The following is a 25,505-nucleotide window of genomic DNA, read 5'->3' on the forward strand; positions in this document are numbered from 1 at the left end:
GCCGGTTCCGCCGGGGCAGGGTCGGCTGGCACTGGTTCTGTCGGCGGCGGTGCAGCGGGCACCGGGTCTGTCGGCACAGGCTCGGCGGGATCGGTTCTGTCGGAACCGATCCCGGCACCACCGGCAGCACGACCGGCAATGGCGGCGTCGATCTCAACAGCGGCCGCAGCACCATCAATCCCGGCGGCGTCAATCCCAACCTGCAGCAGACGCCGGGTTGCACCGGGGGAAGCGCGGACAGCGGCTCGCTCAGTCAGGTATGCCCACAATAGGGGTGAGGCGATTGTTCGCCTTCCCTCCTGATAGAACGAAGGCCCGGGCGGAATGGCGCCGGGCCTTCGTTTTCGACCCACCTTCCCTCACATGACGCGAAAACAAATGCCATCATGAGAAACCGGGCGCGGCCTGCTTTACCGGCCGGGCTTGAGGACGTAAAAGAGCGGCATCACTCCGCAAGCGGCGCATCGCCCCACACCAAAGCCAGCCTGCCGATATTTCCGGCATCTGCGGAGCACCCGAAGAGGATCGTCATGTCGAATGCAGCGCAACGCTCGAACCGCGTGCTTATCGTCGCCACCATCATGCTCGCGACCTTCATGGTGGCGATCGAGGCGACGATCGTGGCGACCGCGATGCCGCGCATCGTCGGGCAGCTCGGCGGCTTTTCCTATTACAGCTGGGTGTTTTCGGCCTTCCTGCTGGCGCAGTCGACGACCACTGTTATCTACGGCAAGCTTTCCGACATCTTTGGGCGCAAGCCGGTGCTGATCGGCGGCATCCTGATCTTCCTCGTCGGCTCTTTGCTCTGCGGGCTTGCCTGGTCGATGATGTCGCTGGTGCTGTTCCGGCTTCTGCAGGGGCTGGGTGCCGGCGCCATCCAGCCGGTGACGATGACTGTTATCGGTGATCTCTTCAAGTTCGAGGAACGCGGCCGCGTGCAGGGCGCGATGGCGACCGTCTGGGCGACCTCGGCCGTTGTCGGGCCGCTTGCCGGCGGCATCATCGTCGACAACATTTCCTGGGCCTGGATCTTCTGGATCAACCTGCCGATCGGCATCATCTCGATCATCGCCTTCATGATCTTCCTGAAGGAGGACGTGGCGCACAAGCAGGCAAAGATTGATTACCTCGGCTCGGTGCTGTTTTCGATCTCGATCGTGGCACTGCTCGTCATGTTGACGGAAACCGATGCCAGCGCCTGGATCCTGCTTTCGCTTTTTGCCGTCTTCGTGGTCGCGGGCATCCTCTTCCTCGCCCAGGAGAAGCGGGCGCCGGAGCCGATCATTTCAATCCCGCTCTGGAGCCGCCGGCTGATTGCGACCAGCAATGCGGCAACTCTGCTAGCCGGCATGGCATTGATCGGGCTTTCCACCATCCTGCCGATCTATGTGCAGGGTGTGCTCGGCCGTTCGCCTGTTGTTGCCGGCTTCACGCTCACCATGCTCGTCGTCGGCTGGCCTTTGGCGGTGATGCTCTCCAGCCGCTTCTACAAGGCCTTCGGCATCCGCCGCACGCTGCGCGTCGGCAGCCTGATGTTTCCCTTCGGCGCATGTTTCTTGTTGTTCCTGACCCCTGACAGTTCGCCGGTCGTGGCCGGCGCCGGCTCCTTCTTCATGGGCTTCGGCATGGGTCTCATCAGCCTCACCAGCATTGTGCTGGTGCAGGACAGCGTCGAATGGTCGATGCGCGGCAGCGCCACCGCCTCGATCATCTTTGCCCGCAGCCTCGGCAATACGCTCGGCGCCACCGTGCTCGGTGCCATCCTCAATGCCGGTATCAACCACTATGCGAGCGGCGAAGCGGCGGCCGGGCTGCATGAGGCGCTGAACCAGCCGACCGGGCTCTCGGCGCTCGCCGCCGATCCTGCCATCCGTGCCATCTTCAATGCGGCCCTGCACTGGAGCTTCTGGGGCGTGGTCGTCGTCGCGGTGCTGACCTTCTTCACCACCTGGCTGATCCCGGTCGGGCATAGTCAGAAGCGTGAGGGGGCGGCCGTCGCAAGCGAGGCGGCTTCGCATTAGGCGGCTCAGCCGTTCGGCGCGACTTAGGTAATAGGCTCTGATGGGTTACGATCTTCACATTACCCGTAAGGCAAATTGGTTCGATGCCTCTCCATCGATCGCTCTCGACGAATGGCTCGAGTACGTTGCCAGTGATCCCGAAATTCAGCATGACGGTTTTGCCGAAACTCCCGCCGCCGACGGGGGTGTTTTACGGGTGGAACAGGCGGGCATATGCGTGTGGAAAGGATACTCCCGCGGCGAAAATCGAAAAAACGCCGCATGGCTTTGGTGGAGCGGAGACAACATCGTTGTCAAAAATCCTGATCAAGAAATCCGTCGGAAAATGTGGCTTATCGCCCAATCTCTCGAAGCCAAAGTCCAGGGGGAAGAGGGAGAATATTATGACCATGATGGCGAGATGATCGTGATGAAAGCCATACTCGCGCCCGAGCCTTCGATGCCTCCCGATCCAAAGCGTCCATGGTGGAAATTCTGGTAGATTCCAGACGATGTTCTGCACTGCGTTGTTGCCGGTGGATTGTATTGGGAGAGTTGTCGGACGATGGGTGTTTTCGTTTTGCTCTTGGGGTTTCCGGGCGTCGGGAAGCTGACAATCGCCAAAGAACTCGGCTCGCTTCTATCAGCAAAGATCATTGATAATCACTGGTTCAACAATCCGATCTTGCGCCTCCTCGACGAGGATCAGACCGCTTCGTTGCCTAAGGGTGTCTGGGAGTACACCGGCAGGGTCCGGCAGGCCGTCCTGGATGCAATCGCCACCTATAGCGGTCCGTCAGCGAATTTCATCTTCACCCATGCCGGTGTCGAAGGCGATGAGCGGAGCACGCGGACGTACCAACAGTTCGTTGACGCCGCCAGACAGCGCGCCGCCGTCTTCGTTCCGGTGAGATTGCTTTGTGCCGAAGAAGAATTGGCGCGTCGCGTTTCCTCCCCCGCACGGCGCGACTATTTGAAAACGACCGACGTCGAGACTTCAAGAAACCGAAGCCAACAGGCCGTGGTTCTTGATATCCCGCACCAGCACGCGCTGACCCTAGATGTGACGTTCACGTCGCCTTTCGAAAGTGCTGCGGCAATACGGGATCATGTTGTGACCTGCCTGCCGAACGGGAGCTGATTGTGCGATTGCATGCAACGAAAGAGGATATTCCGAAGTGTGGTGTCGTCATCGACGCCACGCTCCCGCTCGCCGTCGTTGTCGACGAGATTTTGAGGCTATCGCGTGCCTGTGATCACAGTTGCTGTTGAGAGAAGGTGAACCTTGCCGTCGCTGACGGATTGTAGCGCGAGCTCCAGGACCTCGCGACGGATCTTCTCCCGTGTTGCCGCGTCGGCCCTGGATAGTCCGGCGACAACAGGCGCGGCGATCTCGGTCATGAAGTCCCAGTAGCTCGCCGGGGCATCGTGCACCATCATCGCCGACACTTCTTCCACGGCGATGTCGAGAAGGCCCGCCTCTCTGAAGGTCTCGACCATCATGCCTTCCCCCGCGCAGCGGAACAGGCCCGGAGAACCGGGTGGCGGCGGGGGCATGTCCACGTGGCGGGCGATCGTGCCCATGATCGTGGTCGCCCATGGATTTTTGGCAGGCGCGCTCCAGACTGCGGCACAGACCCGCGCCCCGGGCTTTGCGACGCGCGCCTTCTCCCTGGCGGCGGCAGCGATATCCGGGAAGAACATAAACCCGAACCGGCATAGGACGGCGTCGAAACTGGCATCGGCAAAAGGCAACGCTCCCGCATCGCATAGGCGAGTTTTGAAGTTTTTGAGGCCACGTCTGGCCGCATTTTCGGCGGCAGCAGTCAGCATATTTTCCGAGAGATCGGTGACGACAACCTGACCGTCGGGGATTGCCGCCGCCGCCGTCAGGCCGGGTTCGCCAGTGCCGGCGGCTATGTCAAGCACGCTAAAGCCGTTGGAGAGATTGGCGCGCCGAAGCATGGTGTCGCCAAACGGGGCGAGCCAACCGAGAACCAAGCTGTCCCATTTCTTCCAGCCGGCGGAAAATTTGTCCCACGTCTCACGTTGCTGGTTACGGATATCGTCGAGATTTGCTGACATGCACCGGCTCCCCCATCCGTTCAACCGGCAAAGCCGGGAACGTCGGCACTATGCGCCGCTGATGTCGGGATTCAATGGAAATAAGCGCCATCGGGCCAATCGCCAGGCGCGACCAAACCCGTTGGGACGGAGTGATTGAATTGACCAAGACTATTGGAGCTTTTATACAATAGCTTTTGCGAAACTCCGGACTAGCCAAAAATAATCCTTTTAAATCAATGGGCTTATCCTGGATGGTGCCAAATCAAGAATACGGAACCAGCGGATTGCTGATGCGATGCAGCCCGGCTGCATGCATCAGCCATGGAGAAACAAAATTATAAAGATCATGGTCTTACTGCACAGCGCCGATGGCATGGCTTGGCAGTCTCCCCCTAAAGGCACCAGCCTGAAGACATTGAGCGAAGCCGAAGAGCAAGGTTTCATCTTGATCCGCGGGGAATTCCAGAAACGGCAATTTCGTCTGACAGAGCTGGGCTCCGACTATGTCGAGCGCGACAAGCGGCGTCTGGAAGCTCGCAGGCTCTGAACCGATACCGCCGGCTAAGCGCGAACTGAACGCACAAGCCAGGCCGCCCGACGGCCAAAAGGCGGGTCCGACAATGGCGCTTCGCAACAGGAGCGGTCATCCCCCCGCATAGGGAGTACCAGCTTACAGAGCATGCTGGGCTTACAGGGCATCCTGGATATCGAAGCGAACGATCTTATCGCCTTCCACGCGGAAGATGTGCGTCACCGTCTTGTCCTTCAGGCCATGGGCCTGCCCAGCCAGCGGCCGGCCATCGAGGTCAAAGACCGACTGAATCACCTCGACAGCGACGGCGCCATCTTGCGTTTCCTCAAATGCGACCGGCTCGACGTGTGGACTGATCATAGCCCACTGACGTCTCCAATAGTCGCGCACAGCGTCACGACCATAGATGTGGCCGCCGTCCATGCCATTGGCCCAGGCGACATCATCGGAAAGGATGGCAAGGACAGCGTCGATGTCTCTGGCGTTGAAGCTGGCATAGATGCGCTTGATCATTTCGATGTCATTGTCGGACATTTCGTTTCCTCAGTGGAGATTGAAACTTTCGCTGGGCGGCATCGAAACGGCATTGCCTCCTGCCGCGCGCCACGATACATACGTACATATATATCTCGCGATCAAGCGCAGGCAAGAGGTGAGCGAATGAATGAAGACGTGCTTTCTACGCCTGGCCATCTCATCAGTCTTGCGGCGCGGGGGTTTGCCCGCCTCAGCGAGTCACGGCTTAAACCGCTCGGCTTCGGTGTCGGCCAGTTGCCTGTCCTCGTCGCGCTGCAAAATGGCAAGGCAAGCACACAGCGCGACCTCGCCCGCTTTGCCAGGGTCGAGCAACCGCCGATGGCGCAAATGCTCGCACGCATGGAGAGGGATGGCTTGATTGAGCGGACACGCGACCCGGCTGATGGTCGCAGCAGCCGCATCGTGCTGACGAAAACCGCACAGGAACGCATGCCGGAGGCAATTACGACCCTATTCCAAGGGAATCGTGAGGCATTGACCGGGTTCACGGGTGCGGAAGCGGGACAACTGGTCGATCTGCTCAAGCGGCTGATCGAAAATCTGGATCAGATTGCGAACGCAGAGGCTTCGTCAGGCGATTGATGGTTCTATGGCCAAACGGACAATTTCTATTCTGGGACTGCGCTGTCTTTATTCGAGGTCGTGCTGTTTTTCGGCAGGGAGGGGTTCTTCAAAACGCGTGACAGCAAGTTCCGTTTTCTCTTGCGTGGGACAAGATCGATATCGCTGACAAGTTTTGCGCCGCCCTCGCGCCGCTCCAGCGTGATCTTGCGGCTATGGAAGGCTTCGAGCTCAGCCCGATGCGCGACGCTGACGATAGTGACTTCAGGCAATTCATCGATCACCATTTGCATCATCTTATCCTGGCTCTTCTCATCGAGTGCTGAGGTTGCTTCATCCAGTACGATGATATCGGGATGGTGGAGCAGCAGACGCGCAAAAGCGAGCCGCTGCTTTTCACCGCCGGACAATGTCTGGTCCCAGGGCGCGTCTTCCTCGATCTTGTCGTTCAGATAATCGAGCCCCACCTTGTCGAGCGCCGCCTTGATCTCATCCGGCGTCCAGCTATCGGCGGCACCGGGATAGGCGACGGCACGGCGAAGCGTCCCGGACGGGATATAGGGCCGTTGCGGCAGCATGAACAATCGTCTTTCGGCGTGGAAATTGACGCTGCCCTCACCCCACGGCCAAAGACCTGCGATGGCGCGCACCAGCGTGCTCTTGCCCGAACCGGATTCGCCGGCGACGAGCACCCGCTCGCCTGGTTCGATCACGACCTGGGTTTCCTTGACCACCGCGGTGCCATCGTCAAGCGACACGGAGAGATCGTTCAGGCTGAGCATCGCATCGCCTTCCGTTTCACCCCGCTTGATGCGTCCGAGCGCGTTGCTCTGTTCGGCGCGCTCGAGCCCGTCGAGCGACATCATCAGCGAAGCGATACGCCGGGCACAGGCGTTCCAATCTGCGAGACGGGGATAGTTGTCGACCAGCCATCCGAACGCGCTCTGAACGATGGCGAAGGCAGAGGCAGCCTGCATGACCTGCCCAAGCGTCATGCTGCCTTCGAGAAATTTTGGAGCGCACAGCAGAACCGGGACGACCGGCGCAAACAGGCTCGACCCCTGCGACACAAGGGCTGTGCGCATGTGCTGGCGTGCAAGGAGCGCCCATTGCCTGAGCACGTTGGCAAAGGTCTTGCCGAGGTCGTTCCGCTCCTCCTCCTCGCCGCCGAGCAAGGCGATGCTCTCGCCGTTTTCCCGCACATGCGTCAGCGTGTAGCGAAATTCGGCTTCCGCTTGGTTTTTCGCCTCGGAGACGCGGACGAAATGGCGGCCGATGACCGTCATCGAACTGGAGGTGATCGCGGCGTAGAGGACCGCAGTGACGACGAGAAAGCCGGGAATGGTGACGGTCCAACCGGCGATCGTCAGAGTCAGAGCCCCGCCAATCGTCCAGAGCACCAGGATGAAGGTCGAGGCCGACAGAAAGGCGGCAATGACGCCAGAGATGAAATCGACAGGCGCTTCGGTGGCAATCCGTAAATCCTCCGCGATGCGCGCTTCGGGGTTCTTGTGGTCGCCGCCGATGAGGTTCAACTGATAGTAACGACCGCTTGCGAGCCAGCGCGCGATGACTGCGGTCGTCAGCCAGGATCGCCAGCGGCGCTGGATCATCATGCGAAGGGCGACTTGTGTGGTGACAAGGGCTGCAGTTCCGAGCGCCAGTGGCAGGAATACGACGCTCAGGAAATACACGGTGCGGGCATTATGTTGCTCCAGGGCGTCAAAAATCGCGCGGTTCCAGAGATTGATTCCGTACTGGAAGCCGACATTCATGCCGATCAGCGTCAATAACCCGATGGTGCACGGCCAGGCGAGCTTATCACCGCCACGACCCCAGTAGCGGCGCGCGCTGATCCAGAAACGCTTCAGCAAATACCGCTTGCGCGCCTGCTCGGCCTCTTCAGGCGTCAGCTCCGGATCGGGTTCGATGGCATCTGGCGGCGGCATGACCTCGACAGTCGATGCCGTCTCCTGGGGCGAGTTCCCGGCACCGTGCGGTTCGGTGCCGTCGACCGATTTCGGTTTGAGTTTAGCGTCGGCCATAAGCGCGATAACGGCTTACACATCGAAATGTTTCATGATCGCTGCCATCCGGCGTATCGAAAAACATCTGCCCCTCACCCTAACCTTGCCGGGGTCGAGCCTCAAAGGCCAATCTCCTGCGCTGAGGGCGGATTGGCGCCGGCGAAGTTTGCAAAGTAGGCGTCAAGATCTGCCCCTCACCCTAACCCTCTCCCCGTAAACGGGGCGAGGGGACGTGCCCTGCAAGAGGTAGCGGGGAACGGAGAGGTTGCGGCATATCCCCTTCGCCCCGTCAGAACGAGGAGAAGGTGGCGGCAGCCGGATGAGGGGCAGAGGCTGGCGCCGAGTCAATTCCTTCGTGCTCGGATTAACGTCGTTGTCTCAGGCGAAAGCGCCTGAATGCGGCCGTCAGGCAGAGATGTGCCCAAATCAGCCCATCGCAGAAAAAGAAAAGGACGATCAGATAAAATAGTGCCGGTTGTTCGGCAGCCTTGAGTACGGCGGATTGTTTATCGTGCAGCTCTCCCTGAACCAGCCACACTAACGGGACGCTCAGCGGCAAAGGACTAAATAGCGTCAGGCCGATAATCACAGACCAAGCCCGAAACTGCTCTATCATAGCCTTGAATTCCGGTGACGCCCCGGCAGCGCCGTCACCATCACGCCGGTCTCTCTCTCTCTCTCTCTCTCTCTCTCTCTCTCTCTCTCTGAATCACATTTTGGCGCCAACTTCCAGATGGTGGATAAATGGGATGCGTGCAACTCTGCGCATCGCCGGTCACTGATGGCATTTGCCCCCATAAAACGCACCTTTCCCGGAACTGCCCTCCCCACCTCAAGCGGATTCGGTGGCGATCTGCGGCAGGGATTGCAGGAGGGTCTGGCGGGCGGAGTGCAGATGCGCGCGGCAGGCAGTTTCGATTGCCGCCTGGTCGCGGGATTCGAGGGCTGCGATATAATCCAGATGTTCGTGGATGGCGCGCTCGTTGCGCTGGCGGGCGGCGGTCTTGTTCCACTGGTAGTGATAGTGAAAGACGATGGCGATCGCGTCGTAGAAATCGGCGATGAAGCGGTTCTTCGAGGCGCGGTGGATCAGCAAGTGGAAGCGCTCGTCGAGGACGGAGAAATCCTTGAAGCGCTGGTTGATGTCGGCAAGCATCGCGTGATGTTCGTCGCGAATGGCGGCAAGATCGGCCCAGCTCTGATTATCCCTGGAAAGCCGGCCGAATTCGGCGGCGGAATGCAGCTCGAACATCTCGCGCACATCGGCAAGCTCGAGGGCGAATTCGCGGGTGAACCCTTTGAGCGTCCAGTGGCTGTTCGGCCGTTTCTCGATGAGGCCGAAGCGGGAGAAACGGATCAGGAATTCGCGTACGCTGGTCGTGCCGGTGCCGATCTCGCGGGCAAGCTCCAATTCGTTGATCTGCATGCCGGGTGCTGCATCATCGGCAAGGATGCGCTGCATGAAGCTGCGCTCGATGATATCATGCAGGGAGTCGGTTTCTTCGGAGGGAAAGAGGTCGTGGTCAGTCGGCTGGCGCAGCACGATCTTCTGGCGTTTGTTCCAGCGGATGATGCCTTCTTCGCTTAGCCGCGTCAGGATGGCGCGCGCCGTCGAGCGGCTGACGCCGAGCTGGGCGGCGATCTCCGGTTCCGAGGGCAGCGCCGTATCCGTACGCAAGGCTGCGGCATACCTGTTGTACGCTTCCTTGAAGACCGTATTCTGCCTTGCCACCAGACCCCGCTTTCCGCCCTCGTGACCGTCGCCCCGCTTCAAAGCAGGACGGAGCGGACCGGGGCTTGTTCAAACGACCTTTAGCTTAATTCCGGTCGCCTGCGGCTCATTGCCTCCCTCGTCCACAGGATCAATATTCCCGTTGACTTGAAAATGTTTATTGTAGATAAAAAACAAAATCAATGCGCATTCGCCGATGCAGCGAGTGTTTCGATAGAACAGGAAGATTTTAGGTGGGATGGCCTAAAAATCTGAATCCTGTTCTAAATTAAAGAGTTAGAGCATGATGTCGTCCGAAAACCGCTGACACTTTTCGGCATCATGCTCTAGGGAGATAGAGACTTGGACAAACTGCCTTGGATCATCCTTTCGGCCGGCGATAATGTCGCGGTCGCAACGGCGGCAATCGCGCCGGGTTCGACGGTTGCCGGCATTCAGACCCGTGAGAAGATCGACCCCGGCCACAAGGTGGCGATAGCGGATATTCCGCTCGGCTCACCCGTGGTCAAATACGGACAGGCGATCGGCCGCACGACGGCCGAGGTCAAGGCCGGCGACCATGTGCACAGCCACAACCTGCATTTCGAAAACGACCGGCTGGCGGCGACCGCCAATTCGGCGCCGGAAACGGCGACCACCGATGACAAGGCGCGCACCTTCATGGGCTATCGCCGCGCCGACGGGCGGGCGGCGACGCGCAACTATATCGGCATCATCGCCAGCGTGAACTGTTCCACCACGGTCTGCCGGGCGATCGCCGACGAGGCGAACCGGACGATCCTGCCGCATTACGAGGGTATCGACGGTTTCGTGCCGATCGTGCACGACCAGGGCTGCGGCATGAGCTCGACCGGCGACGGCATGAACGTGCTGCACCGGACGCTTGCCGGCTACACCAGGCATGTGAATTTCGGCGGCGTGCTGATGATCGGCCTCGGCTGCGAGGTCAACCAGCTGACGCTGTACGGCCAGAGCGGCGCCGGCGCCTCGAAGCGGCATTTCAACATCCAGGATGCCGGCGGTTCGCGCCGCGCAGTCGAGCGCGCCATGGGCATGCTGCGCGAGATCGCTGCCGACGTCGGCAAGGAAAAGCGCGTGCCGATGTCGATCGGTGAGATCATCATCGGCCTGCAATGCGGCGGCTCGGACGGCTTTTCCGGCATCACCGCCAATCCGGCGCTCGGTGTCGCGGCCGACCTGCTGGCGGCGGCCGGCGGCACGGCGATCCTGTCGGAGACTTCGGAAATCTACGGTGCGGAGCACCTTTTGCGCAGCCGCGCCGTCAGCGACGAGGTGGCAAAGAAGCTCGATGACAAGATCGCCTGGTGGGAGGATTACGTCGCTCTGCACGGCGCCTCGCTCGACAACAATCCGTCGCCCGGCAACAAGCGCGGCGGGCTGACGACCATCCTTGAAAAATCGCTCGGCGCGGTTGCCAAGGGCGGGCGTTCGCCGCTGACGGCGGTTTATGGTTATGCCGAGCGGGTCACGGCCCCCGGCCTCGTTTTCATGGACACGCCCGGCTACGACCCGGTCTCGGCGACCGGCCAGGTGGCCGGTGGGGCAAACATGATCGCCTTTACGACAGGTCGCGGCAGCTGCTTCGGTTGCCGGCCGGCGCCGTCGCTGAAGCTTTCCAGCAATTCGGCGCTCTATGCCTCGATGGAAGAGGACATGGACATCGATTGCGGCACGATCGCCACCGGCGATGCGACGATCAGCGGCAAGGGCCGCGAGATCTTCGACCTGATCGTCGATACGGCATCAGGCAAGAAGACCAAGAGCGAGCTCTTCGGCTATGGCGACAATGAATTCGTGCCCTGGCATCTGGGCGCGACGCTCTAACCTTTGCTTTGACGCAATCCCAGGAAAACCGCTTCACACTTTTCCTGGGATTGATTTGAAGTACGCAATCCCGGACGGAAAACCGCTTCACACTTTTCCTGGGATTGCTCCATAGACCAAGCTCAAGTTCTTCGCGAGGAGGCATGATGAAGACGAGACGGATCGGCAAGACCAAGCTGGAGGTGACCGAAATCAGTTTCGGTGCCGCCGCTCTCGGCGGTCTCTACCGCGCCTGCCCGCGCGAGCAGGCGATGGATACGCTGCAGGCGGCCTGGGACAGCGGCATCCGCTATTTCGACGTGGCGCCCTGGTATGGGCTCGGCCTCGCCGAACGGCGGGTCGGCGATTTCCTGCGCGACCAGCCGGACCGCAGTTACGTGCTTTCCACCAAGGTCGGCCGGCTGCTTCGGCCGGTGCCGACCGGCACCGTGCCTGATTACAGCTATGTCGACCCGCTCTCCTTCGATGCCGATTACGACTATTCCTATGACGGCATCATGCGCTCGGTCGAATTCAGCTATGCGCGCCTCGGCCTCAACCACATCGATATTCTTTATGTGCACGATCTCGGCGTCTACACACATGGCGCGGCGAAAAACGCGGTCCACCAGAAGCAGTTTCTCGATTCCGGCGTGAAGGCGCTGGAGGAACTCAAGTCGTCTGGCGCGATCTCCGCCTTCGGCCTCGGCGTCAACGAAGTGCCCGTCTGCCTCGACGTCATGCGCCATTCCGATCTCGACTGCATCCTGCTTGCCGGCCGCTACACGCTGCTCGACCGCTCGGCCGTGGCCGAACTGCTGCCGCTCTGCCGGCAGAAGGGCACGTCGCTCGTCGTCGGCGGCGTCTTCAACTCCGGCATCCTCGCCACCGGCCCGGTGCCGGGTTCGCATTTCGACTATATGCCTGCTGATGACGATGTGCTTGCCAAGGTCGGCGCCATGGAAGCGATCGCCAAAAACCACGGAGTGCCGCTGGCAGCGCCCGCCCTGCAGTTTCCGCTACGCGAGGCGATCGTCGCCTCGGTGCTGATCGGCACGGCCAAGCCGTCCAGCCTGACGCGCAATATGGAGCTCGTCGAGCCGCGGCTTGCCGACGAGATCTATGCCGAATTCGAACCCTATACGCTGGTCGCGCCGCCGCTCGGCGCCGAAGCCGTCCGAGTCTGAGGAGAGACTATGCTCAAGGGTATTCATCCGCTGCTTGGACCCGACCTGCTTCATGCGCTGAAGACCATGGGGCATGGCGACGACATCGTCATATCAGACGCCAATTTTCCCTCGGGCTCGATGGGTCCGCCGGTCATCCGCGCCGACGGCGTCAGCGCGACTGCGATGGCCGAGGCCATCCTGACGCATATGCCGCTCGACACGTTCGTGCCGGAAGCGGCGTGGCGGATGGAGGTGGTCGGCGATCCCGATGCGATGCCGGAGGTCTGCACCGAATTCCAGCAGATCGTTTCCAAGCACGCCGGCGATTTCCGCATCGTGCCGGTAGAGCGTTTTGCTTTCTACGCGATGGCTCGCAAGGCCACCTACATCGTCGCGACGACGGAATTCCGGCTGTACGGCAACCTGATTTTGAAAAAAGGCGTAGTCCATCCTGATGAGGTCGACATGGCCTGATCCCTATTTTAGGGTATCGTGGTATTGGAATAAAATCAGTTGCTTGGCGGGAGTTTGCCAAAGAAAAAAAGCCGGTTTGGCGCTCTTGCAATTTGATTGCGCCTCGGCTAGCTTCACCCGGCAAATGTTTTTTATCGATAAAAATCGTCCGCCTGCGTTCAGCGGCCGATTTATTTGGAGGAGAACGCACCCTGAGAGGAGAACCCTTATGAGTATCGTGAAATCCCTTCTGTCCCGCCGCGCCTTTACCGCGCTTGCAGGTGCCGCAGTCATCGCCACGGCGATGCCGGCAACGTCGTTTGCCGCCGACGTGACGATCCCGATCATCGTCAAGGACACGACGTCCTTCTACTGGCAGATCGTTCTGGCCGGCGCCCGCAAGGCCGGCAAGGATCTCGGCGTCAACGTGCCGGAACTCGGCGCACAGGCCGAATCCGACGTCAACGGCCAGATCAGCATTCTGGAGAACGCCGTTGCCGGCAAGCCGGCCGCTGTCGTCATTTCACCGACCGAATTCAAGGCGCTCGGCAAGCCGATCGATGAAGCCGCCAAGTCGGTTCCGATCATCGGCATCGACTCAGGCGCCGACTCCAAGGCGTTCAAGTCGTTCCTGACGACCGACAACGTTCAGGGCGGCCGCATCGCCGCTGACGGTCTGGCCGCCGCTATCAAGGAGATGACCGGCAAGGAAGAAGGCGATATCGTCATCCTCACCAATCTTCCCGGCGTCGGCTCGCTGGAGCAGCGCCGCGAAGGCTTCCTGGATCAGATCAAGACCAAGCATCCCGGCCTGAAGGTCATCGCCGACAAGTATGGCGACGGCCAGGCGACGACCGGCCTCAACATGATGACCGACCTGATCACGGCCAACCCGAACCTCGTCGGCGTCTTCGCCTCGAACCTCATCCTGGCGCAGGGCGTTGGCCAGGCGATCGCCGAAAACAAGCTCGGCGACAAGATCAAGGTCATCGGCTTCGACAGCGACGACAAGACGGTGGGCTTCCTCAAGGATGGTGCGATCGCCGGCCTCGTCGTTCAGGACCCCTATCGCATGGGCTATGACGGCATCAAGACCGCGCTTGCCGTCTCCAAGGGCGAGAAGGTTCCGGAAAATGTCGATACCGGTGCCAATCTCGTCACCAAGGCGAATATGGCCGATCCGAAGATCGACGCACTTCTGAACCCGAAGATCAAGTAACAAAAACAGACAGGCCGCGCCGGCTTCAAAAACCGGCGCGGCCTTTTCCATCCGTGGTATGTTTTGTGCGGGATGGAGAGCAGAGGCGACACAAGGAGGAGAGGTCCATGATCGGACTGGAAGAGGTCAGTCATCGCCATGATGACAGCGCGACGCTGAAAGAAGCCAATCGAATTCCCGCCGGATCGCCTATCCTCGAACTCAAGGGCCTGCAGAAGAATTATGGTCATGTGCAGGCGCTGAAGCCAGCGACGCTGACCTTCCTTGCCGGTGAAATCCACGCCATCGTCGGGGAAAACGGCGCCGGCAAATCCACCCTTATCAAATTGCTGACCGGCGTCATTACCCGCACGGCGGGCGAAGTGCTGTGGTGCGGCCAGCCGGTGGGGCTGTCGACGCCGAACGAGGCGATCGCCCGCGGCATCAACGCCGTCCACCAGGAAGTCGTGCTCTGCCGGCACCTGACGGTTGCCGCCAATCTTTTCCTCGGCGACGAGGTCAACCGCTACGGCCTGATGCGCAAGAAGCAGATGGAGAAGATGGCGCAGGCCGTGCTTGACGATCTCGGCTTCGGCCTGCCGGCCGGTGCGCTGTTGAGCTCGCTGACGATCGGCCAGCAGCAGCTGGTGGCGACGGCGCGCGCGGCGATGCGCGGCACGCAGTTCCTGATCTTCGACGAACCCACGGCCTATCTGACGCGCCAGGAATCGGCGCAGCTCTTCAAGCTGATCCGCCGCCTGCAGGGCGAAGGCGTCACGATCGTCTATATCAGCCACCGTATGGAGGAAGTGTTCGAGCTGGCCGACCGTGTCTCGGTGCTGCGCGACGGCACTCATGTCGGCACACGACTGATCGGCGAGACCAACGATGCCGAACTGATCGCTTTGATGATCAACCGCTCGATCGAGCAGATCTACCACAAGGAAGAGATTGCGATCGGCGAGACGATCGTCGAGGTCAAGGGCCTCTCCGGCCCGGGCTTCGAAGACGTGTCGCTCAGCGTCAAGGCAGGACAGATCGTCGGCCTCTACGGGCTGATCGGCGCCGGCCGCAGCGAATTCGCGCTCGGCCTCTACGGACGCCAGCCGATCAGCGCCGGCGAAATCCACTGGAGGGGCAAACGTGTCGATATCCGCAACGAACGCACCGCCATGGAACTCGGCATTGCGCTCGCGCCCGAAAGCCGGCGCGACCAGGGGCTTTGCCTCAACCTGCCGATCGGCCTCAACATCAACCTGCCGGTGTTCGGGCGCCTCAGCCACGGCCCCGTCATCAATCACGCACGCGAATCGGCCAATGCCGACAAGCAGATCCGCGATCTCAGCATCAAGACGCCGAGCCGGCGCGTTCCGGCCTCCAGCATGTCGGGCGGCAACCAGCAGAAGATCGTCATCGGCAAGTGGCTGAGCCACGGCGCCCGGCTCTTCATCTTTGACGAGCCGACCGTCGGCGTCGACGTCGGTACCAAGGCGGAAATCTACCGGCTGTTCGCCAAGCTTCTGAAGGACGGCGCGGGCATCATCCTGATCTCCTCCTACCTGCCCGAGGTCTACGAACTGGCCGACCGGCTGCACGTCTTCCGCGCCGGCAAAATCGTCGCGAGCCATGATTTCCACGCGGCGACGCATGAACAAGTGCTCAGCGAAGCGATCGGCGTCTGAGCCAAAAGAATAAGAGGGAGAAAATTCATGACTGCCACCCCCACAGAAATCGTCGCACCGCCGCCGCGCCGGAAAATGAACATCCTGTTCGGCCTGACGCTGATCGGCCTGCTGATCTTCCTCTGGATCGTGCTCGCCGTTGTCACCCCGAGCTTCTGGACGCCGCTCAACATCTCGAACCTGCTGCGTCAGGGCGCGATGACGGCGATCCTCGCACTCGGCCAAACCTTCGTCATCATCACCGCCGGCATCGACCTTTCGGTCGGCGCCATTGTCGGCTTCTGCACCGTGATCATCGCCTGGCTGCTGCAGGCGGGCGTACCGGTATGGGGTGCGATCGCGCTGACGCTGCTCATGGGTGTGGCGATCGGCGCCTTCCATGGCTTCGGCATCGTGCATATGGGCCTGCCGCCGTTCATCATCACGCTGGCAACCCTGACATCGCTGCGCGGCATCGGCCTGCTGATCACCAACGGTTCGACGATCAACATTACCAATGAGGGCTTCAGCAATTTCGCCCGCGCCGATTTGCTCAGTATTCCGAGCCTGTTCTGGATGGTCATCCTGGTGGCGGTCCCCTCCTTCATCTTCCTGCATCTGAGCCGTTGGGGCCGCTATCTCTTCGCGGTCGGTTCGAATGCCGAGGCGGCGCGCCTTTCCGGCGTCAACGTCAAGGGCATGATCTACCTTGCCTATATCCTCTCGGCCTCCTTCGCCGCCTTCGTCGGCGTGCTGCTGGCCTCGCGCATCGCCATCGGCAATGCGACACAGGCCGACGGCTGGGAACTGCAGGCGATCGCCTCCTCCGTCATCGGCGGCACCAGCCTGTTCGGCGCGGTCGGCTCTGTGCACGGCCCGCTGATCGGCGCGTTCATTCTCGCCACCATCAACAACGGCGCGAACCTTCTGAACGTCAACTCCTTCTGGCAGCGTATCATCACCGGTCTCTTGATCATCGTGATCGTGTTCTTCGACCAGCTGCGCCGCCGCAAGAGCAATTGAGCGACAAGAGACAGCAGGCCTGAACAAGCCGGCTTCTTCCATTTCAGGAAATGCGAGACCCGTCATGAAAGCAGTTCTTTGCCGGGAGCCCGGCGTGCTCGATATCGTCGAGCGCCCTTCGCCAGCGGCTCCCGCCGCCGGCTGGGCGCGGCTTGCCGTCAGCCATGTCGGCATCTGCGGCACCGATTACCACATCTTCGAGGGCAAACATCCCTTCCTCGAATATCCCCGGGTAATGGGGCATGAGATCTCGGCGACGGTGCTGGAAGCGGGCGACGGCGTCGCCATGGCAGTCGGCACGCCTGTCATCGTCAATCCCTATCTCTCCTGCGGGCAATGTATCGCCTGCCGTCAGGGCAAGCCGAATTGCTGCACCAATATCAAGGTGCTCGGTGTCCATACCGACGGCGCCTTCTGCGAGGAGATTTCGGTTCCGGCCGAGAACCTCTATGCCGCTAAAGGCTTAAGCCTCGAAGCGGCGGCAACGACCGAGTTTCTGGCGATCGGCGCCCATGCGGTGCGCCGTTCGATGACCGGTGCGGGAAAGCGGGCGCTCGTCATCGGCGCCGGGCCTATCGGGCTCGGGGCGGCGATCTTCTCGCGCATTGCAGGCCATGAGGTGACGCTGCTCGATACCAGCACCGAGCGGCTGCAGATGGCATCCGAGCGCTTCGGCTTCACCTCCGGCATCGTTGCCAACGAGGCGACAGCGGAGGCCGTACGGGAAAAGACCAATGGCGACGGTTTCGACGTGGTCTTCGACGCGACGGGGTACGGGCCTTCGATGGAGAAGGCCTTCTCCTTCGTCGCCCATGGCGGCGCGCTGGTGCTGGTCAGCGTCGTCAAGGACGATATCCGCTTCTCCGACCCCGAATTCCACAAGCGCGAGATGATGGTGATCGGCAGCCGCAACGCCACCCGCGTCGATTTCGAGCATGTGGCGGATTCCATCGCCAAAGGGCTGGTGCCGGTGGACAAACTCATCACCCACCGCACGACACTTGCCGATGCGCCGCGCGATCTCGCGCGCTGGGCGCATGAGAAGAATGGGCTGATCAAGGCGGTGATCCGCATCGGTGCCTAGGGCAATCCCAAGGTAAGAAGTCGCATAGCGATTGCCTTGAACGCTTCCGGCAAATCCCGCCGGGAGCCGTTGGCCCTTGGTCTTTCCACAAGACGTTCTGATGGATGAGCCCGGAAACAACGCGGTTCCGACTCAGACCGGCGCCGGCGATTTCGCGCAACATTTCTCAATCAAAAAGCACACAGACGAAAACGGAAGTGTCCATAAGTAGGGCCCGCCGGATACTCGGCAGATGTTCATCAATTGAGTGATGGAAAGGGTCGGGCGATGAAAATGCGAATTGCTTCCTTGGCAATGGCTATTGCGCTGACAATGCCGCTTGTGGTGCCTGCCCGTGCGCAGGTGGTCATCCAGGAAGGCCAGGGATCGGAATTCTATGCTGATCCTGACGACAACCAGACGGAAACGGATTTTCTGCAGCGATGGAATCGCCACCACGACCAGCGAAGCGGATGGCGCCCGGGTCGGGACAATTTCGGGCCAGACGATGCGGTTCGCCTCCTCGAACGGCGTGGTTATCGCGTCAGAGATGTGAGGGACGTGGGTGAACGATATCTGATCAGAGCATGGCGAGACGGGGACGATCTCCTCGTGAGTGTCTCCCGCAGGGGTGAGATCATGGGCGTCGTCCATGATCGCGAGTGATAAGCGCATGAGAAGAATGTGTGATCAAGGCTGTCATCAGTATTGGCGGCTAGGCAGCGCTGGAAAAGTCCTACGGCGTTAGGCGCCTATCTTGTCATGTTCGCGGTATCTGCTGCGTAGTTTCCCACACACTCCGTCATCCTCGGGCTCGACCCGAGGATCCACGTTGGCCTCCGTCACCTGCAAGGCATGGATCCTCGGCTCAAGGCCGAGGATGACGGAGATTGAGGGGTGCATCGACAAACGAATGCTCCCTTGTCCTCACGCTCCGTTATCCTGCCACCGCCTCGATCGCCCTGCGCATCTGCCTGACAACGGCGACATCGGTCTTGTTCGTGCTTTTCGCCTCGAAGCCGAAGGCAACCGCGCGCGGATCGGCGCTTTCGATCGGGGAACTGCAGGAGCCGTGGACCTCGCGGGCGCCGGTCGCCTGCAGGATCTCGCCGACATTTGCCGGGCGGATGCCGCTGCCGGGCATGATGGCGATGCGGCCGGCGGCCTTTGCCGAAATGCGCTTCAGCGTGTCGAGACCGTCGGTGGCCTTCAGGGCGCAGCCGGAGGTCAGGATGCGTTCGCAGCCGAGTTCGACCGCCTGTTCCAGCGCCTGGTCGGCATCCGGCACCAGATCGAAAGCGCGATGCAGCGTCGAGCCGAGGCCGGCCGCATGCGCCTTCAAACGGTGGATCAACGGCATGTCGAGCGTACCATCCGGCCGGTTGGCGCCGATGACGACACCGGCAAGGCCAGCGGCGCGCACGGCATCAATATCGATCATCATCGCTTCCTCATCTGCCCCGTCGAAGATGAAAGGCCCGGCGTGAGGGCGGATCATCGCGTAGACCGGAATGGGAGCCCGGGCGGCGATCTTCATCAGGCTCGGCAGCGGCGTCAGGCCGCCGAGCTCCAGCGCCGAGCAGAGCTCGATGCGGCCGGCGCCGCCTTCGATCGCGGCGGCAAGGCCTTCGGCGCTGTCCACGCACACTTCAAGCAAGATTGTCACGCTGCAGTCTCCCTGGCTCCGGCGTCCGTCGGCCTTATGGTGCGCGCCACGGTTTCCGAGGTAATTCTCGCCGCCACCTCGATGATGACAGTGCAGGCATCGGCGGCGGCTTTTCGATGGTTGAAGGCGACGTGATAGGACATCGGCAGGTGCTCGTCGAGATCGACGATGCGCACCTTGTCGGCAATCGGCATGGCGCTGACGCGGCCGAGGAAGGAGACGTAACCGTGATTGGCGACGAGGTCGACGATGACCGGCAGCGAATCCGCCGCGGTGATATCCTGGCCGCGCAGGCGCCAGTTGGGCGCGCGCTCGTAACTGAAGGCCATGGCCGCATGACCGAGGCCGGTGCGCGGGCTCGGCATGCAGATCGGGTGGCCGGCAACGAGATCGGCGACGCTGGTCTCGGTACTATCCGGCGGCGCGATCACCACCATGTCGGTCTGCAACAGTTCGCGATGGCGGAAGTTTTCCAGCCCGAAGACCGAATCCAGGATCGCGACATCGATGCGACCGCTCTTCAGCGCCTCGCGCAGATCGTCGGCGGTCATCGAGACCAGCGAGATCGCATTGTTGTTGCGGCGTGCATTCCATTCCGAAACCAGCGTGCCCAGGCAGCGCGCCACCCAGCTTTCCGAGCCGGTCGGGATGATCGAGCCGATGCGCAGCGACCGGGCGGTGCGCCGATAACGCTCGTCGGCCGACGATTTGAGATCGTTCCATGCCTGGCTGATCGCCATGAAGATCTGGTAGGCGCGCCTGCCCTCCTCCGTCAGCACCGAGCCCTGCGCCTGCCGCTCGAACAGGCGATGGCCTAAAAATTTCTCAAGATTGGCAAGCTGAAGCGAAAGCTGCGGCTGACCGAGGCGGAGGCGGCGGGCGGCCCGGTTGATGCTGCCCTGGTCGGCAACTTCGAGAAAACGCTCCATCGTGACGATCTTGACGGGAATGCGGGATGCCCAGGCCTCGTCGATCCCGGCGGCGGCGCCGTCGTGACCGGCCCATTGGCCGAGTTCAGCGATTGCAGCCATGATCGGCTCCAGGCCTTCCAGCACCCTGCCGCTCGCAATCAGCGTCGCCAACTCGCCGGAAGCGCGTTCCGTCAGCTTCATCGCCAGTTCGGTCTCGAGATTATGGATTGCCGTCGAGACGGTGGAGGGCGACAGCTGGAAGCGCCGCGCGGTCTCGCGGACCGAACCGGAGGTCAGAACATGGCTTGCGATGAACAGGGCACCAAGATGCAAACGGCCACCTCCGGAAAGCGCTGAAAAAACCGGACGATATGATGTGTTCATGAAAAAAGATATCCCTGCCTCCGGAGAGGCGGGCTATCGTTCCCGTCATAAAAAATCCGGGCGGCGGGAAACCGCAAGAGAGCCGGGGAATATCGTGGAAACACGCAAGGGGACAAAAACAAATCGCGCCGGCCTTGGAAAAGGGAATGCGTTTCCGCGCGCGGAGGTGCATTCGCCGCCATAATCGTGCCGCGACCGCAAATACTGGAGGGGGCTTGCATCGATTTTTCGGGCATGAACGCTATTTCCATGACGCACGCAATTCCGGCATGATGGCGGCTTGGTCGCCTTCGCCGGCGGATTTCCTATGCGCAGGCCTCCCGCCCGAGGCTTGGGCCACATTCAATGGTTTTGAAAAAGGGGACTTTCCATGCTGAAGAAACTCGCACTTGCCGTCTCACTCTCCGCCTTCGCGGTGGGTGCGGCCCATGCCGCCGACGTCGTCGTTTCGTCGAAGATCGACACCGAAGGCACGCTGCTCGGCAACGTCATTGCGCTCGCTCTCGAAGCAAACGGCATCAAGACGCAGGACCGCATCGCGCTTGGCGCAACACCCGTCGTGCGCAAGGCGATCACCGCCGGCGAAATCGACATCTATCCGGAGTATACCGGCAATGCCGGCTTCTTCTTCAACAAGGCCGATGACGCCGCCTGGAAGAACATCGACCAGGGTTATGAGCTGGCGAAGAAGCTCGATTACGACGCCAACAAGATCGTCTGGCTGACGCCGTCGCCCGCCAACAACACCTGGGCGCTCGCCGTGCGCAGCGATGTCGCCGGTCCGAACAAGCTGAAGAGCCTCACGGACTTCGGCAAATGGGTCGCCGGCGGCGGTGCCGCCAAGCTTGCCGCCTCCGCCGAATTCGTCAATTCGGCCGGCGCGCTCCCCGCCTTCCAGACGACCTACGGCTTCCAGTTGAAGCCCGACCAGATGGTCGTTCTCTCCGGCGGCGACACGGCGGCAACGATCAAGGCGGCCGCCGACCAGACGAACGGCGTCAACACCGCCATGGTCTACGGCACCGACGGCGCCATCGAAGCGGCTGAACTCACCGTTCTCGAAGACGACAAGAACGTGCAGCAGGTCTATGCCCCGACGCCGATCATCCGCGAAGAGGTGTTGAAGGCCAATCCGAAAATCGAGGAGGTGCTCTCGCCGATCTTCAAGAGCCTGACCGCCGACGAGTTGCGTAAGCTCAACGCCAAGATCCAGGTCGACGGCGAGCCGGCAAAATCCGTCGCCGAAGCCTATCTCAAGGAAAAGGGCTTCCTGAAGTAATCATCGCTCGCTCCGCCCGATTGCGGGCGGAGCCCCCTTTGCTGATAGGGTTGGGCTGATGTTGGCCAGACAGGGTTGATTTGATGGAAGAAACCTTAGCGGTCCGCAGGCTGGACCGGCTCGGCGTGGTTCTGGTGGCCGGCGGCATCGCGGCGACTGCACTGATGCCCTTCATCTACGTGAAGGCGAACCGCATCGCCGCCGGCAAGCCGATGCTGCTGATGCAGCTTCTTCCCCAGCCTTCGGTCGTCATCCTGACCGTGCTTCTCCTTCTCACCGCCTTCGCCACGCTGTTCCTCACCAATGCGATAGCACGGCTTATCATCGCCACACTCTGCCTTGCGGCGCTGATCGTTGCGATCGGCCTCGTCTCGACGGCGGCAACGCCCCCCGGCAGCACGGTGGCGCGCATGACGCCCGGCGGCGGCTTCTGGGCGCTGTTTGCGGTGATCGGGCTCGTCATATCCGATGCGCTTGTCAAAATCCGGCTGGCGCCATGGATGCGGGTCGCAGCCCTTGCAGCCTATACGGCGCTGCTCTTCATCTCGCTCTCCTCCGGCCTGCTCGACAGCCTTTCGATCATGAAGGAATTCTCGACGCGGGCCCCGCAATTCGAGACCGAAGCGATCTCGCATCTGCTGCTGGCGTTCGGCTCGCTTGCCATCGCCATTGTTCTCGGCCTGCCGCTCGGCATCCTCTGCTTCTGGGTGCCTAAGCTGCGGGCCATCGTGCTGCAGGGGCTGAGCCTCATCCAGACGATCCCGAGCCTGGCACTCTTCGGCCTATTGATGCTGCCGCTCGGCTACCTCGCCACCCATGTGCCGCTCGCCGCCGCGATCGGCATCCGCGGCATCGGCACGGCGCCTGCCTTGATTGCGCTGGTGCTCTATTCGCTGCTGCCGATCGTCGCCAACACCGTCGTCGGCCTTCAGGGCGTCGACCCCTCGGTGCGCGATGCTGCGGCCGGCATGGGGCTGACGCGCTTGCAGATTCTGACCGGCATCGACATGCCGCTCGCCTTTCCCGTCATCCTCACCGGCATCCGCATCGTGCTGGTGCAGGCGATCGGCATGGTGACGATCGCGGCGCTGATCGGCGGCGGCGGCTTCGGCATCTTCATCTTCCAGGGGCTCGGCCAGACGGCCATGGATCTCGTCCTGCTCGGCGCCGTGCCGACCGTCTTCTTCGCCTTCTCATCGGCCGTCATCCTCGATGCGGTCATCGACAGCATCCGGGGATCCGCCGCATGACCATGATCGAGATCAGGAACGTCACCAAGCGCTACGGCCCGGCCACCGTCGTCGACAACGTCTCGATGAGCGTCGAGAAGGGTGAGATCACCGTCATCGTCGGCACGTCGGGCTCGGGCAAATCGACGCTGATGCGGATGATCAACCGACTGGTGCCGATCACCGAAGGCGAAATATCAGTCGGCGGACAGAATGTGATGGACGTTCCAGTGACGGAGCTTCGCCGCAAGATCGGCTATGCGATCCAGGGACACGGCCTGTTTCCGCACCGGACGGTGGCGCAGAATATCGCCACGGTGCCGCAGCTTCTCGATTGGGATTCCGCCCGCATCGCCAAACGTGTCGAAGAACTGCTCGGGCTTTTCAACCTCGATCCGGCAACCTTTGCCGACAAATATCCGCACCAACTCTCGGGCGGCCAGCAGCAGCGCGTCGGTGTGGCCCGGGCGCTGGCGGCCGAGCCGGAACTGCTGTTGATGGACGAACCCTTCGGGGCGCTCGACCCCGTCATCCGCGGCAAGGCGCAGGACGACCTGCTGGCGATCCAGAAACAGTTCGGCACGACGGTTATTCTCGTCACCCACGACATGGACGAGGCCTTCCATCTCGGCAACCAGATCGCGGTGATGAGCCAGGGCAGATTGCTGCAATGCTCGACGCCGGAAAAGATCCTCACCGAACCCGCCGATCCCTTCGTGCAGCAATTGACCGGCACGTCCGACCGGGCCTTGAAGCTGATGTCGCTGCTGCCGCTGAAGGAAAGCATGGAGCCGGCCAAGAACGGTCTCGCCTATGCCCTGCCGCAGTCACTCAGCCTGCGTGATGCGCTGGCCGAAATGATCTGGCAGGGGGTCGACGAGGCGGCGGTGCAGGACGGCGAAAAGGCCCCGGTTGGCTCGATCTCGATGACGCGGCTTCTCGAACTGGGCCGCAAGGCATGAAGCTCGTCGTCGCCAATCTCTTCCGCCTGGCGGCGCTAGCTTTGCTGCTCATCCTGCTGTTCAGGACGGAGTGGCTTTCCTTCCTGCTGGTGCCGCTGACCAGCAACAATGCGCCTGCCGTCTATACGCAGAACAGCCTTGCCTCGCTGGCCGCCGGGCATCTGCAACTGGTGATCGGCTCGATTGTCTGCAGCGCCGTGCTTGCCGTTGTCGGCGGCATCTTCGTGACGCGGGAAAGCGGTGCTGACTTCCTGCCGCTGTCGCGCGCCATCGCCAATGCGGGGCAGACCTTTCCGCCGGTCGCGGTGCTGGCGCTCGCGGTTCCCGCCACCGGTTTCGGCGCCATGCCGACGCTGATTGCGCTCTTTCTCTACGGCCTGCTGCCGATCTTCGAAAACACCGTCGCCGGCTTGAAGCAGGTTTCGCCGCAGGTTCTCGATGCCGCCGACGGCATGGGCATGAACGGCACGCAGCGGCTGCTGCGGGTCGAGCTGCCGCTTGCCCTGCCGCTGATCCTCGAAGGGCTGAAGGTGGCGACCGTCATCAATATCGGCACGGCGACGATCGGCTCGACGGTTGCGGCAAAGGGCCTCGGCGAGGTCATCATCGCCGGGTTGATTTCCGACAATACCGCCTTCATCCTGCAGGGCGGCCTGATCGTCGGCCTGATGGCGGTGCTGATCTATGACGCCATGGGCCTCGTCGAAGCGGCGATCACCCGAAGAATCGGCTTGCGCGCGGCGTAGGAGGACGAGTACCAAGACTGCCGTGATGGATGAGAATGGGAGGCAGAATTGGCGAAGATGATCCACTCCATGATCCGCGTTCTCGATGAGGCGCGCTCCGTCGAATTCTACGAGAGGGCCTTCGGCCTTTCGGTCGCCGACCGCGTCGATTTCGAAACCTTCACGCTGATCTATCTGAGCAATGCCGAGACCGGCTTCGAGCTGGAACTGACCGTCAACAAGGGTCGGACCGCGCCCTATGACCTCGGCAATGCCTATGGCCATCTCGCCGTCTCGGTCGAGGAGGTGGCGGTCGAGCGGGAGCGGCTGTCGAAGCTCGGGCTCAAGCCCGGTGAACTGGTGGAGCTCAACCGCGACGGCAAGCTCTTCGGCCTGTTCTTCTTCATCAGCGATCCCGATGGCTACAAGATCGAGGTGCTGCAGCGCCACGGCCGGTTTCTCTGACGCATCGTGGCGAGCCGGATTGCGGCCGTACTGTTCC

General features: G+C 61.5%; 26 protein-coding genes and 1 pseudogene. 20 read left to right on the forward strand and 7 right to left on the reverse strand.

Annotation, left to right across the window (positions count from 1 at the left end):
* The 4 genes and pseudogenes from MOV76_RS23160 to MOV76_RS23175 all read left to right on the forward strand — a co-directional run.
* Positions 1–272: pseudogene (locus MOV76_RS23160) on the forward strand (hypothetical protein); the annotation flags it as partial.
* 258 nt (positions 273–530) lie between these two features.
* The gene (locus MOV76_RS23165; RefSeq protein WP_247265372.1) at positions 531–2,021 is read left to right on the forward strand and encodes an MDR family MFS transporter; all 1,491 of its coding nucleotides are present in this window, start codon (positions 531–533) and stop codon (positions 2,019–2,021) included.
* A gap of 40 nt (positions 2,022–2,061) precedes the next feature.
* On the forward strand, positions 2,062–2,502 hold the full coding sequence (locus MOV76_RS23170) for a hypothetical protein (RefSeq protein WP_018244627.1): 441 nt from the start codon (positions 2,062–2,064) through the stop codon (positions 2,500–2,502).
* Positions 2,503–2,565: 63 nt separating this feature from the next.
* Complete coding sequence (locus tag MOV76_RS23175) at positions 2,566–3,141, forward strand: AAA family ATPase (protein ID WP_131605950.1); 576 nt, start codon at positions 2,566–2,568, stop codon at positions 3,139–3,141.
* 98 nt (positions 3,142–3,239) lie between these two features.
* Here MOV76_RS23175 and MOV76_RS23180 read toward each other — a convergent pair whose 3' ends face one another.
* Positions 3,240–4,085 (reverse strand): class I SAM-dependent methyltransferase, encoded by an 846-nt coding sequence (locus tag MOV76_RS23180; protein ID WP_247265373.1) that lies wholly within the window; start codon positions 4,083–4,085, stop codon positions 3,240–3,242.
* A gap of 277 nt (positions 4,086–4,362) precedes the next feature.
* Between MOV76_RS23180 and MOV76_RS23185 the strand changes: the two genes are divergently transcribed.
* Complete coding sequence (locus MOV76_RS23185; protein ID WP_018244624.1) at positions 4,363–4,614, forward strand: hypothetical protein; 252 nt, start codon at positions 4,363–4,365, stop codon at positions 4,612–4,614.
* Positions 4,615–4,755: 141 nt separating this feature from the next.
* On the opposite strand, the gene MOV76_RS23190 is transcribed toward MOV76_RS23185, so the two are convergent.
* On the reverse strand, positions 4,756–5,133 hold the full coding sequence (locus MOV76_RS23190; protein ID WP_113542684.1) for a nuclear transport factor 2 family protein: 378 nt from the start codon (positions 5,131–5,133) through the stop codon (positions 4,756–4,758).
* Positions 5,134–5,259: 126 nt separating this feature from the next.
* Between MOV76_RS23190 and MOV76_RS23195 the strand changes: the two genes are divergently transcribed.
* Positions 5,260–5,718: a MarR family winged helix-turn-helix transcriptional regulator gene (locus MOV76_RS23195; protein WP_131605949.1), complete on the forward strand. Its 459-nt coding sequence runs from the start codon at positions 5,260–5,262 to the stop codon at positions 5,716–5,718.
* 26 nt (positions 5,719–5,744) lie between these two features.
* On the opposite strand, the gene MOV76_RS23200 is transcribed toward MOV76_RS23195, so the two are convergent.
* From MOV76_RS23200 to MOV76_RS23210, 3 genes are all read right to left on the reverse strand, one after another.
* Positions 5,745–7,742 (reverse strand): ABC transporter ATP-binding protein/permease, encoded by a 1,998-nt coding sequence (locus tag MOV76_RS23200; RefSeq protein WP_247265374.1) that lies wholly within the window; start codon positions 7,740–7,742, stop codon positions 5,745–5,747.
* Positions 7,743–8,088: 346 nt separating this feature from the next.
* Positions 8,089–8,340, reverse strand: a complete 252-nt coding sequence (locus tag MOV76_RS23205; RefSeq protein WP_112906715.1) for a hypothetical protein — start codon at positions 8,338–8,340, stop codon at positions 8,089–8,091.
* A gap of 216 nt (positions 8,341–8,556) precedes the next feature.
* The gene (locus tag MOV76_RS23210; RefSeq protein ID WP_112905869.1) at positions 8,557–9,456 is read right to left on the reverse strand and encodes a GntR family transcriptional regulator; all 900 of its coding nucleotides are present in this window, start codon (positions 9,454–9,456) and stop codon (positions 8,557–8,559) included.
* A gap of 342 nt (positions 9,457–9,798) precedes the next feature.
* Here MOV76_RS23210 and MOV76_RS23215 point away from each other — a divergent pair, with 342 nt between their 5' ends.
* The 8 genes from MOV76_RS23215 to MOV76_RS23250 all read left to right on the forward strand — a co-directional run bounded on the left by MOV76_RS23215 (position 9,799) and on the right by MOV76_RS23250 (position 18,513).
* Positions 9,799–11,301 (forward strand): UxaA family hydrolase, encoded by a 1,503-nt coding sequence (locus tag MOV76_RS23215; protein WP_018447674.1) that lies wholly within the window; start codon positions 9,799–9,801, stop codon positions 11,299–11,301.
* A gap of 146 nt (positions 11,302–11,447) precedes the next feature.
* Positions 11,448–12,467, forward strand: coding sequence for an aldo/keto reductase (locus tag MOV76_RS23220; RefSeq protein WP_112905868.1), 1,020 nt, complete (start codon positions 11,448–11,450; stop codon positions 12,465–12,467).
* 9 nt (positions 12,468–12,476) lie between these two features.
* On the forward strand, positions 12,477–12,923 hold the full coding sequence (locus tag MOV76_RS23225) for an RbsD/FucU family protein (RefSeq protein ID WP_018244616.1): 447 nt from the start codon (positions 12,477–12,479) through the stop codon (positions 12,921–12,923).
* Between the two features lie 208 nt (positions 12,924–13,131).
* Entirely contained in the window at positions 13,132–14,121 is a 990-nt protein-coding gene (locus tag MOV76_RS23230) for an ABC transporter substrate-binding protein (protein ID WP_018244615.1), read from the forward strand.
* A 107-nt stretch (positions 14,122–14,228) separates the two neighbouring features.
* Positions 14,229–15,782: a sugar ABC transporter ATP-binding protein gene (locus tag MOV76_RS23235; RefSeq protein ID WP_018244614.1), complete on the forward strand. Its 1,554-nt coding sequence runs from the start codon at positions 14,229–14,231 to the stop codon at positions 15,780–15,782.
* 27 nt (positions 15,783–15,809) lie between these two features.
* The gene (locus MOV76_RS23240; RefSeq protein WP_018244613.1) at positions 15,810–16,784 is read left to right on the forward strand and encodes an ABC transporter permease; all 975 of its coding nucleotides are present in this window, start codon (positions 15,810–15,812) and stop codon (positions 16,782–16,784) included.
* 64 nt (positions 16,785–16,848) lie between these two features.
* The gene (locus MOV76_RS23245) at positions 16,849–17,868 is read left to right on the forward strand and encodes a zinc-binding alcohol dehydrogenase family protein (protein WP_247265375.1); all 1,020 of its coding nucleotides are present in this window, start codon (positions 16,849–16,851) and stop codon (positions 17,866–17,868) included.
* 267 nt (positions 17,869–18,135) lie between these two features.
* The gene (locus MOV76_RS23250) at positions 18,136–18,513 is read left to right on the forward strand and encodes a hypothetical protein (RefSeq protein WP_065275848.1); all 378 of its coding nucleotides are present in this window, start codon (positions 18,136–18,138) and stop codon (positions 18,511–18,513) included.
* Between the two features lie 271 nt (positions 18,514–18,784).
* On the opposite strand, the gene MOV76_RS23255 is transcribed toward MOV76_RS23250, so the two are convergent.
* Together MOV76_RS23255 and MOV76_RS23260 are read right to left on the reverse strand one after the other, a co-directional pair.
* Positions 18,785–19,513, reverse strand: a complete 729-nt coding sequence (locus MOV76_RS23255; RefSeq protein WP_018244610.1) for a copper homeostasis protein CutC — start codon at positions 19,511–19,513, stop codon at positions 18,785–18,787.
* On the reverse strand, positions 19,510–20,757 hold the full coding sequence (locus MOV76_RS23260; RefSeq protein ID WP_247265384.1) for a LysR family transcriptional regulator: 1,248 nt from the start codon (positions 20,755–20,757) through the stop codon (positions 19,510–19,512). The genes MOV76_RS23255 and MOV76_RS23260 overlap by 4 nt, the downstream gene beginning before the upstream one ends.
* A 49-nt stretch (positions 20,758–20,806) precedes the next feature.
* Between MOV76_RS23260 and MOV76_RS23265 the strand changes: the two genes are divergently transcribed.
* From MOV76_RS23265 to MOV76_RS23290, 6 genes are all read left to right on the forward strand, one after another.
* Positions 20,807–20,992: an acetyltransferase gene (locus MOV76_RS23265; RefSeq protein ID WP_245278837.1), complete on the forward strand. Its 186-nt coding sequence runs from the start codon at positions 20,807–20,809 to the stop codon at positions 20,990–20,992.
* A gap of 186 nt (positions 20,993–21,178) precedes the next feature.
* Positions 21,179–22,087 carry an ABC transporter substrate-binding protein gene (locus MOV76_RS23270; RefSeq protein WP_003545119.1) on the forward strand — a complete coding sequence of 303 codons (909 nt, stop codon included), beginning with the start codon at positions 21,179–21,181 and terminating at the stop codon, positions 22,085–22,087.
* A gap of 83 nt (positions 22,088–22,170) precedes the next feature.
* Positions 22,171–23,337 (forward strand): ABC transporter permease, encoded by a 1,167-nt coding sequence (locus tag MOV76_RS23275; protein ID WP_247265376.1) that lies wholly within the window; start codon positions 22,171–22,173, stop codon positions 23,335–23,337.
* Positions 23,334–24,278 (forward strand): ABC transporter ATP-binding protein, encoded by a 945-nt coding sequence (locus MOV76_RS23280; protein ID WP_018244606.1) that lies wholly within the window; start codon positions 23,334–23,336, stop codon positions 24,276–24,278. The genes MOV76_RS23275 and MOV76_RS23280 overlap by 4 nt, the downstream gene beginning before the upstream one ends.
* Positions 24,275–25,024, forward strand: coding sequence for an ABC transporter permease (locus MOV76_RS23285; RefSeq protein WP_018447686.1), 750 nt, complete (start codon positions 24,275–24,277; stop codon positions 25,022–25,024). The genes MOV76_RS23280 and MOV76_RS23285 overlap by 4 nt, the downstream gene beginning before the upstream one ends.
* Before the next feature lie 48 nt (positions 25,025–25,072).
* A complete protein-coding gene (locus tag MOV76_RS23290) occupies positions 25,073–25,468 on the forward strand; it encodes a VOC family protein (protein WP_247265377.1) in 396 nt (131 codons plus the stop codon).
* The last annotated feature ends 37 nt before the right edge of the window (positions 25,469–25,505 follow it).

This window comes from Rhizobium sp. PRIMUS64 (genome assembly GCF_023006465.1).
Taxonomy (GTDB): Bacteria; Pseudomonadota; Alphaproteobacteria; order Rhizobiales; family Rhizobiaceae; genus Rhizobium; species Rhizobium leguminosarum.